Annotated in this window: 11 protein-coding genes and 2 pseudogenes; 7 read left to right on the forward strand and 6 right to left on the reverse strand. The window is 62.5% G+C overall.

The features are described 5' to 3' along the window. Positions 1–673, reverse strand: a 673-nt coding sequence (locus tag EOA33_RS15515) for an aminotransferase class I/II-fold pyridoxal phosphate-dependent enzyme (protein ID WP_127405997.1), incomplete at its 3' end; no start/stop codon positions are given. Between the two features lie 196 nt (positions 674–869). On the opposite strand from EOA33_RS15515, the gene EOA33_RS15520 reads away from it, so the two are divergent. Genes EOA33_RS15520 through EOA33_RS15530 form a run of 3 tightly spaced genes read left to right on the forward strand, consistent with a single transcriptional unit; the run spans position 870 to position 2893 of the window. Further along, the gene (locus EOA33_RS15520) at positions 870–1388 is read left to right on the forward strand and encodes a sigma-70 family RNA polymerase sigma factor (RefSeq protein ID WP_189347396.1); all 519 of its coding nucleotides are present in this window, start codon (positions 870–872) and stop codon (positions 1386–1388) included. After that, complete coding sequence (locus EOA33_RS15525; protein ID WP_126054605.1) at positions 1385–2155, forward strand: anti-sigma factor; 771 nt, start codon at positions 1385–1387, stop codon at positions 2153–2155. The genes EOA33_RS15520 and EOA33_RS15525 overlap by 4 nt, the downstream gene beginning before the upstream one ends. A gap of 21 nt (positions 2156–2176) precedes the next feature. After that, positions 2177–2893 carry a Bax inhibitor-1/YccA family protein gene (locus EOA33_RS15530; RefSeq protein ID WP_127405998.1) on the forward strand — a complete coding sequence of 239 codons (717 nt, stop codon included), beginning with the start codon at positions 2177–2179 and terminating at the stop codon, positions 2891–2893. Here the strand turns inward: EOA33_RS15530 and EOA33_RS39045 are convergent. After that, complete coding sequence (locus EOA33_RS39045; protein WP_189375218.1) at positions 2874–3212, reverse strand: hypothetical protein; 339 nt, start codon at positions 3210–3212, stop codon at positions 2874–2876. The two genes, EOA33_RS15530 and EOA33_RS39045, sit on opposite strands and share 20 nt — an antisense overlap. A 62-nt stretch (positions 3213–3274) precedes the next feature. Here EOA33_RS39045 and EOA33_RS15540 point away from each other — a divergent pair, with 62 nt between their 5' ends. The 3 genes from EOA33_RS15540 (at position 3275) to EOA33_RS39050 (ending at position 5536) form a co-directional block, all read left to right on the forward strand. Beyond that, a complete protein-coding gene (locus EOA33_RS15540; protein ID WP_127405999.1) occupies positions 3275–4051 on the forward strand; it encodes a pyrroline-5-carboxylate reductase in 777 nt (258 codons plus the stop codon). Positions 4052–4176: 125 nt separating this feature from the next. Beyond that, positions 4177–5127 carry an aldose 1-epimerase family protein gene (locus EOA33_RS15545; RefSeq protein ID WP_127406000.1) on the forward strand — a complete coding sequence of 317 codons (951 nt, stop codon included), beginning with the start codon at positions 4177–4179 and terminating at the stop codon, positions 5125–5127. A gap of 241 nt (positions 5128–5368) precedes the next feature. Further along, positions 5369–5536, forward strand: coding sequence for a hypothetical protein (locus EOA33_RS39050; RefSeq protein WP_189375219.1), 168 nt, complete (start codon positions 5369–5371; stop codon positions 5534–5536). A gap of 244 nt (positions 5537–5780) precedes the next feature. Here the strand turns inward: EOA33_RS39050 and EOA33_RS15550 are convergent, their stop codons facing one another. The 3 genes and pseudogenes from EOA33_RS15550 to EOA33_RS40485 all read right to left on the reverse strand — a co-directional run. Continuing rightward, positions 5781–6137, reverse strand: a complete 357-nt coding sequence (locus EOA33_RS15550) for a hypothetical protein (protein ID WP_127406001.1) — start codon at positions 6135–6137, stop codon at positions 5781–5783. Positions 6138–6220: 83 nt separating this feature from the next. Next, positions 6221–6727: pseudogene (locus EOA33_RS15555) on the reverse strand (ISNCY family transposase); the annotation flags it as partial. 392 nt (positions 6728–7119) lie between these two features. Then, a pseudogene (locus tag EOA33_RS40485) lies at positions 7120–7284 on the reverse strand (ABC transporter ATP-binding protein); the annotation flags it as partial. On the opposite strand from EOA33_RS40485, the gene EOA33_RS39055 reads away from it, so the two are divergent. Continuing rightward, positions 7276–7938 (forward strand): MurR/RpiR family transcriptional regulator, encoded by a 663-nt coding sequence (locus EOA33_RS39055; protein ID WP_281033523.1) that lies wholly within the window; start codon positions 7276–7278, stop codon positions 7936–7938. The pseudogene EOA33_RS40485 and the gene EOA33_RS39055 sit on opposite strands and share 9 nt — an antisense overlap. 68 nt (positions 7939–8006) lie before the next feature. On the opposite strand, the gene EOA33_RS15565 is transcribed toward EOA33_RS39055, so the two are convergent. Further along, positions 8007–8566, reverse strand: a 560-nt coding sequence (locus EOA33_RS15565; RefSeq protein WP_127406003.1) for an MBL fold metallo-hydrolase, incomplete at its 5' end; no start/stop codon positions are given.

Raw genomic sequence — 8566 nt, forward strand, 5'->3', positions numbered from 1 at the left:
GGCCCGCGGCGTCGGCGTCGAGGCCCTCGCCAAAGCCCTGGTAGGCAATGTCGACGAAGGGCAGCAGGCCGCGCTCGACGACCAGGTCGGCGACCTCGGCCCACTGCGCGGCATCGAGATTGGCGCCGGTCGGATTGTGGCAGCAGCCATGCAGCAGCACCACGTCGCCGCGCTCAGCCGTCCGCAGGGCCGCCACCATGTCCTTGAAGCGCACCGAGCCGGAAGCGGCGTCGAAGTAGGGATAGTCGCGGATCTGCAGACCGGCGGCGCGCATCACCGGCATGTGGTTCGGCCAGGTCGGATCGGACAGCCACACCGTCGCGCCGGCTCGGGTACGTTGCAAAAGCTCGGCCACGAGCCTGAGCGCGCCAGAGCCACCCGGCGCCTGCGCCGTGCGGATGCGCGACAGGTCCGCATTGTCACCAAAGGTGAGCTTGGCCATCGCCGTGTCGAAGGCAGTGTCGCCAGCAAGGCCGAGATAGGTCTTGGTGTCCTGGCCCTGAAGCAGCCGCTTCTCGGCTTCGCGCACGGCGCGCATCACCGGAGTCCTGCCGTCGCGATCCTTGTAGACGCCGACGCCGAGATCGACCTTGCCCGGACGCGGATCGGCGCGATAAAGGCCAATCAACGCAAGGATCTTGTCGGCGGGGGCGGGCTGCAGGGTTTCAAACATCGATACGGCTCCAATGGCGGCGGAGTGATACGCAAAACGGCAGCGCTTCGCCAGCGCTTTTCGATTGCATCAATCTTGAGGCTGCGCCGCCCTCCACGTTCCTGTCACATCGGCGTCGTTCGCCAGATCGGACAAAAATCGCTTGTAGCCGGATTAAAACCTTGCCCTGCTCCGTAAACAGGGCATGAAACGGTCGATGCCACGCTTCGATATCGTCGGACAGCTCGGTTCGCTGCGCCGCTATGCGCGCTCGCTGACGCGCGACAGCACGGAGGCCGAGGACCTGGTGCATGACGCGCTGGTGCGCGCCTATGAGCGGCGCGGCACCTTTCGTGCCGGCAGCAACCTTCGCGCCTGGCTGCTTGCGATCGTCCACAACGCCTTCATCGATGGTGTCCGCTCGCGCCGGTCGGAAGCGGCGCGCGTCGAGCAGGCCGGGTACCTTGCCGACAGCACCTCCCCGGCGCCCCAGGACCATTCGGTCCGTCTGGCGCAGGTGCGGACGGCCTTTTTATCCCTGCCGGAGGAGCAGCGGTCGGCGCTACATCTCGTCGCCATCGAGGGGCTGAGCTACGCCCAGGCGGCCGAGGTCAGTGGCGTGCCGCTGGGAACGTTGATGTCACGCATCGGCCGGGCCCGGGCGGCACTGCGCGAGATGGAGGAGGCCGCGCCGGTCGGCAGGAACCATCTCAGGATCGTCAAAGGTGAGCGATGAATGCGATGCTCGATCCCGTGACCGACGCCGATCTCGACGCCTATGTCGACGACCAGATGGAGGTGGCCCGCCGCATCGAGGTGGAGGCGTTCCTGTCCACCCAGCCGGAGGTCGCGGCGCGCGTGATGTCCGACCTTCGGACGCGCGACGAGTTGCGCGTGGCGCTCGCCGGCAAGGGCATGGCGCGGCCGGCGACCGCCGAGGCGGCACGACGGTTGGAGCGCGGACTGACCAGGGACCGCATCTTTTCCGTGCTGCAGCGGGCGGCGGCGGCGGCCATCCTGGTCGCGGCCGGCTGGCTGGCGAACGGCATCTTCGGACCCGTCGCGGTGACCAAGGTTGTCGCTTCCACGCAGCCGCCGGCCTATGTCGAGGAGGCGGTGAGGGCGCACCGGACGACGCTGATGCGCGAGGCGATGACCTCCCAGCGTGAAGCGCCGGACTACAATCCCGGCGAAATCCGTGCCGCGACCGCGATCGTCATGCCGTCGCTGCCAGGCGACTGGAAGGTTCGCGACGTGCAGATCTATCCGTCGCGCTTCGGCCCGAGCGTCGAGATGGCGCTCGAGACCAAGGATCTCGGCCTGGTCTCACTGTTCGCGATCAGGCCCGGAACCTTCGACGTGGTGAAGCCGGCCGTCGCGCCCTCGGGCGATATTTCCTCGGCCTATTTCCAGATCGGCGAGGTCGCCTACGCCGTGGTCGCGCGCAGCGATGCGCGCGACCTCGACCGGGCCGCCGAAACGCTGGCCCGCACGCTTTACTGAGACCAACCAAGGAGACCGATGATGAATACCCCCAATCTGGGATATCGCGCGGGCAGCGGCGCCCGAGCCGGCGCCCTCTACGACGAGGGCCTGCGCCAGCACATGCTGCGCGTCTACAACTATATGGGCCTTGGCCTCGTCGTCACCGGCGCCATCGCCTTCGCCGTGGCCTCGACGCCGGCGCTCTACGTGCCGATCTTCTCCAGCCCGTTGAAATGGGTGGTGATGCTGGCGCCGCTCGCCTTCGTGCTGTTGTTCTCGTTCCGCATGCAGACCATGTCGGCGGCCAGCGCGCAGGCGATGTTCTGGGCCTTCTGCGCCGTCATGGGCCTGTCGCTGGCTTCGGTGTTCCTGGTCTTCACCGGCACCAGCATCGCGCGCACCTTCTTCATCGCCGCCAGCATGTTCGGCGCGACAAGCCTTTACGGCTATACGACAAAGCGCGACCTGACGCAGTTCTCGTCGTTCCTGATCATGGGCCTGATCGGCGTGGTGATCGCCAGCCTCGTCAACCTGTTCCTCGGCTCGACCGCGCTGCAGTTCGCCATCTCGGTGATCGGCATCGCCGTGTTCATCGGGCTCACCGCCTGGGACACGCAGACAATCAAGGAGCAGTACGCCGAGAATTTCGACGCGGAATCGCGGCAGAAGCTCGCCGTCTTCGGCGCCTTCTCGCTCTATCTGAACTTCGTCAACATCTTCCAGCTGCTGCTGAACTTCACTGGCGAACGCGAATAACCCAGTCAGGCATCGGACCTGGCCGAGGCATCTCGGCCGGGTCCATTCCCCAACTCACCCTCGACCGCTCCGCCGCAAGCCCTCCAAACAGGAAGCGCTGCAGATAGAGGAAGCCGATGCCAGCCGGCACGACCGCGAGCACGGACGCCGCTGTCAGAGCCCCCCAATCGGTCTGATGCGAGCCCTTGAAGATCATGATGCCCGGCGTCAGCGTGCGGGGCGCATCGTCATTGATCAGCACATTGCCGAACATGAACTTGTCCAGGCGGCGATGAAGGCGCGCACCGACCGCGATCGTCGGGCCATTGGCCGTTCCCACCCGGCACTCCGGCCACTATGGTCGGCCGACCATCACACGAAACCAACCTTTCGGGACGTCTCATGCAACTCGGCTTTATCGGCACAGGCGCGCTCACCGCCGCAATCGTCACCGGGCTCAGGTCCCTCGCGGAAAATACCGCTGCAATCGTGCTTTCGCCGCGCAACGAAGAAATCGCGACGAGCCTTGCTTCCCGCCACCCGGATGTTCGCATTGCCAGCGACAACCAGGCCGTCCTCGACGATTGCGATACCGTCATGCTCGCGGTCAGGCCGCAGATTGCCCATGAAGTGCTCAGCGAATTGCGGTTTCGGCCCGACCATCGCCTCATCAGCCTGATCGCCACATTGTCTCTCGACGATATAAGGGCTTTGACCGCGCCCGCCGGACACCTGACGAAAGCGCTTCCCATGCCGATGATCGCGCACCGGCTGGGCGCGACGATCATCTATCCGTCCGATCCAGGCGCTGCGGCATTGTTCGGCAGGCTGGGCAAGGTGATCGAGGTCGATAATTCCCGAGAATTCGACGCCTTGAGCGTCGCGACCGCGACCTATGCCAGCTATTTCAAATACCTCGAGACCATCCACACCTGGCTGACGAGCCACGGCGTCGGGGAGGGGACGGCGCGCGACTATGTCGCCTCGCTTTTCAAGGCGCTGGGGACCGCGCCCGAGACCTCGCCGGATGCGGATTTCATGCATCTGGCACAGGACTACGCGACGCGTGGCGGCATCAACGAACAGGTCCTGCACGAGCTCGCCGCGCGCAACGTGTTCGGTGCACTCGCCGAAAGCCTGGACAGCATCCATCGGCGCATCACAGGTGACACGCACTGAACGGAAACGATCGGCGCCCACCTTGGGCATTCGAAATCGAAGTCGAGCCGGGCGCTGCCTCCGCTCTTGAGTTCACGCGAAGTCTTGCTAGCCTGCCAGCCTCGCCAAGCCAGCCGTGAGGACGCATGGAACAGGACAGCCTGACACTGCACGGTGACGGCATCTGGGCGACCATTGTCGGACAGGGGGCCGAACTTGTCTCCTTGCGCAATGCCGAAGGCATTGAGTTCCTGTGGCAAGCCGGTCCCGCCTGGCGTCGTCATTCGCCGGTTCTGTTTCCGATCGTCGGCCGGCTGAGAGGCGACCGGTTGCGTCACCGCGGCCAAAACTATCCGATGACGCAGCATGGCTTTGCCCGCGACAGGCGCTTTGCCTGGGCGGAGCAGGGGCCTTCCTCCTGCACGCTAGTCCTGACTGACGATGCCGAAAGCCGCGCACGCTACCCATTCGCCTTTCGCCTGGCGATACGTTACAGCCTCGGTCCTGACCGCCTGCGCGTGACCTTCGAGGTCACCAACACGGGCGATGAGGTGCTGCCTGCTTCGATCGGCGCGCATCCGGCCTTCAACTGGCCGCTGCTGCCGGAATTGCCCAAGCAAGCCTATCGGCTCACGTTTGCCGAGAACGAACCTGCGCCGATCCGCCGCCTGAAAGATGGCCTGCTGCTGCCGACGGCCCGACCCACTCCGATCGAGGGTAAGACCCTTGCGCTTTCCGAACGGCTCTTCGACGACGACGCCGTCATCCTCGATCAACCTGCCAGCACAAGTGTCCGCTTTGCCGCCGAACGGGGGCCAGCGATCGAAATGTCCTGGCGGGGTTTCAATGAATTGGGCATCTGGTCCAAGCCGGGCGGCGCCCCATTCCTGTGCATCGAGCCCTGGCATGGCCTTGCAAGCCCGTCCGATTTCGACGGCGAATTTGTCGACAAGCCTGGCGTGATGCTGATCGAGCCGGGTGCCCAACGAGTTCTGGGTTATCAGGTCGGCTTGCCCCAGGAGCTTAGGCAATACCGCGCCAAGACGGATCGCATGCGGCTTTCAAACCTGACGGACGACGGTGCCGATCACAAATGACCAGAAGACGGGCGGCGGTGAGAGCCGACAGACCGTCGATGTTGGCGGGGGAATAGAATGGTGAGACTCACGGTGCTTCTGGAGAAATGACGCTGCCAATATTCTCGTCACGAGCAGGGCTTCTTTTCGGTCTGTGCGCTACGCCTGTCGCTCTGCTGTTGGCGCTCTTTTCTGCCGGAGCCGGGCATGGCGACTACGTGCTGGCGCGGCTTCTCTATCCGATGCCGATGTTGCGACGCTATTGACCAACAACACCATCACCAGCGTGTCCGTGGTGCTGGCTGTGGCACAGTTTCCCGCTTACGGAGCATTCGCTGATCCGGGCGGCCGTATCAGGTGGCTGTCGCTTGGCATCCTGCACACTGTTGTGATTGCAGCTGCCTTTAGTGGGCTTCTCGACTATTTCTGAGGACCGCGGTCGCGTGCAAAGGCACCGGTGATTGCCTCATCCACTGTCATTGCAAGATTGCGATGCGACGATTTCAGCAGATTAGAATTGCGACGGAAGCACCCGATCGGGCGTCAGCTGGTCCGGGCGCAGCCTGATCGGGGGCGTTCCAGTTAAGCTCCCCGGCTTTAGCTTTCTCACTCTTGAGCGCCCGAATGGGGCTTCACGTCAACGTAGCGCCGATGATGAGACTTTGGCTTGTGTATCAATCGAAATCGAAGACTTCACCGAAAGCGGCCCCACCCTGCTCTTCAGCAACATGCCAGCCCAACCACGTGGGCTCGTCGATCAAGTTTCGACTGCTCAGAGCCTTAAATAGATCTCGTGCTAGTTGTTCCGGCTTGGAAACGAATTCAGTATTGGACACGAAGCAATCAAGCCGCTGGTGCGGAAAGAAGCCTTCGGCTGGTATTCTAGCATTCGTCATGAAGAACCGTGCGACAGGCGTCGACAAGGAGCCGCCACTCGCATTCCTTTCGATGTGGAATATTCTACCGGATTTGAGATCCCCGTTTGCGGACCACTCAACATAGAAATTTGATGACAGGTCTAGGTCGCTCATTCATAAACTCCCGCGTCGGCGCAGTTTTGCGGACGATTAGCGCGAACAGATCCCGGCCGCCAAGGCTTGGCAACACAAAATAGTCATTCCGCCGCAAGCATCCGCTCGAAGGCCTCTATCTTGGCCAGTGCCTTCTCACGCTTGGCTATCACCTTGGGGTCATTCATAAAGTCGGCTCTGCGCCCTGGTTTGTGCTTCTGATAGCCGTTGCTGACCGCGCCATCAGGAATGCCAAACATATGGTTGTCCTGTCCGGTGCGCCGCGGAGCATGTCTACTGCGATGGACTTCCCGTTCATCCTGCCTGTCGGCGATCCACGTCAAAACCTCATCCAGGCGTTTTTGCTCGACGATCTCACAGCGATTAACAGCCGGCAGGGCGATGCCATCGTGCACGATCTCGAGCCGTCCATCCGGATAGTCGCAAACAAGAACTTTCGAACCAGCCGCGCTCTTTGCGAACTCAGTCGGCTCCAAGATGAAAAGCACCTTGTCGTAGCGCAGCGTAAGAGCTTGGGACAGTTTACGGACCTCCTTATGGCACATGGCAGCGTCGAGATCCTCGTGTTCGGCGAGCGGCCGATGAAGCTCGGCTGATCCCGAGAATCTCAGCGGCGTGAACGACGCTCAGACGCCGATCGCGAACCCGTTGCAATGCTTCGAGGCGGCTCAGTTCCTTATCGGACATGGTGATGAGAAAACGCATGGCAACGCGCTACTCCAAAGACGCCTGGCCTGTTGGTCCTTAGGCGTGGGTTGAAGTGAGTTGCGTTGCTGTGTTTTGTCCCTGACGTTAACGGTTGATCGAGAGCAGGGCTAGAGGCAATGTCGCGTCTCTAACTTGCCCATGTGTCGCATCTCTATATAGCCGCTATATCCATAAGTCGCATAAGATAGATTATGGAACTTCAATGCATTGACAAATGCGAACCGAAACAAGGACTTGGCGTTGCCTTGCCTGCCTAGAGAGGCTCGGCAGACCGCCTCGGATTGTCGGGATTGGCAACGGCGCCAAGCAGCAGCTTCGTATATGGATGCGCCGGTCCGGCGATCACCTCCTTGGTCAGGCCGCGTTCGACGATCGTGCCGTTTTGCATGACGCATATGTCGTCGGCAATATAATGCGCCGTGGCAAGATCATGCGTTATGCGCTGGCGGTCGGCGGCCCCTATCTGGCGCCCGCCGAGACGGGCCGGCATGAAGGCGAACGCCGGCTCGCCGATAATGTCTGCGACGGCGCTATCGAGGCGATCGAACGACTTCGCACCTCCACCGACCAGGAACTGGTGCGAAAGGCAGGGGCATGGTTGGCCGTCGCCAAGTCCGTCCTTGCTTTCGGCTCCGGCGGGAGTTCTTCGATGGCTGCGGTCGAGATGCAGAACCGCCTGTTCCGTCTCGGCATCCAGGTCACCTCGCATATCGATGGCCAGATGCAGCGCATGACGGCCGCTGCGGGCGACCATCAGACGGTGCTTGTGGTCTTTTCAATATCGGGTGCCGTGCGGTCGCAAAAGGATGCCGTCTGGGTCGCTCGCCAATACGGCGCCAAGACCATCGCCATCACCGCGCCTGGGTCGGAACTCGCCCGCGGTGCCGATCTCGTCATACCGTTCAACGTTCAGGAGGACGGTGGTCTCTACCGCCCTTCCTCCTCGCGCTTTGCACTACTGGCCGTCGTCGACATGCTGGCCATCGCAACGGCCGAAGCGATCGGCCCCCGCAGCCTGGAGATCTTGCGCCGCATAAAACAGAATCTCAACGTCCTGCAATTTGACGATCCGCGATTGCCGATCGGAGATTGAACCGAGACCGGCACGGATCCCCACAATTGACACGCGATCGATGCAGCCCGCTTGAGAAACGGTGTCGATCAGGCTGAATGATAAGCGGTCTCTATCACCATGCCATCATATGCCGGCACGATATGATCCGGCGTCTCGGCCATCACCTTGGCATAGTCGAGCGGCACATGCATGTGCGTCAGCACGGCGTTTTTCGGCGCCAATCTGTCGATCCAGCCGAGCGCCTGGCCGAGCGACAGATGGCTCGGATGGGTGTTGTACTGCAGCGCGTCGATCACCAGCATATCGAGATCGCGCAGCCGCTCGGCGGTGGCGTCGGGGAAGTCGCTGATGTCAGGGCAATAGGCGAGCCCGCCGGCGCGGAAGCCAAGCGAGATGATGTCGCCATGGATTTGCGGCAGCGGCTCGAGGGTGAGGGGCCCCCCCTCGCCTTCGATCACCACCGGCCTGGCGTGGTCGATGAGATGCGGCCTGACGATCGGCGGGTACGAGCTGCCCGGCGGCGTCTCGAAACAATAGCTGAACGCCTCACGCAGGCGCCGCATCGTCGGCTGGTCGGCGTGGATGTCAATCAAGTGGCGCTGTTCCAGCACATAGCCGCGCAGGTCATCGATACCGTGGATATGGT

This window comes from Mesorhizobium sp. M4A.F.Ca.ET.050.02.1.1 (genome assembly GCF_003997725.1).
Taxonomy (GTDB): Bacteria; Pseudomonadota; Alphaproteobacteria; order Rhizobiales; family Rhizobiaceae; genus Mesorhizobium.

Coding starts and splice junctions, on each gene's coding strand:
- EOA33_RS15525 (WP_126054605.1), top strand. CDS start 1,385: ATGAATGCGATGCTCGATCCCGTGACCGACGCCGATCTCGACGCCTAT.
- EOA33_RS15520 (WP_189347396.1), top strand. CDS start 870: ATGCCACGCTTCGATATCGTCGGACAGCTCGGTTCGCTGCGCCGCTAT.
- EOA33_RS15550 (WP_127406001.1), bottom strand. CDS start 6,137: ATGAGCGACCTAGACCTGTCATCAAATTTCTATGTTGAGTGGTCCGCA.
- EOA33_RS15545 (WP_127406000.1), top strand. CDS start 4,177: ATGGAACAGGACAGCCTGACACTGCACGGTGACGGCATCTGGGCGACC.
- EOA33_RS15530 (WP_127405998.1), top strand. CDS start 2,177: ATGAATACCCCCAATCTGGGATATCGCGCGGGCAGCGGCGCCCGAGCC.
- EOA33_RS15540 (WP_127405999.1), top strand. CDS start 3,275: ATGCAACTCGGCTTTATCGGCACAGGCGCGCTCACCGCCGCAATCGTC.
- EOA33_RS39055 (WP_281033523.1), top strand. CDS start 7,276: ATGCGTTATGCGCTGGCGGTCGGCGGCCCCTATCTGGCGCCCGCCGAG.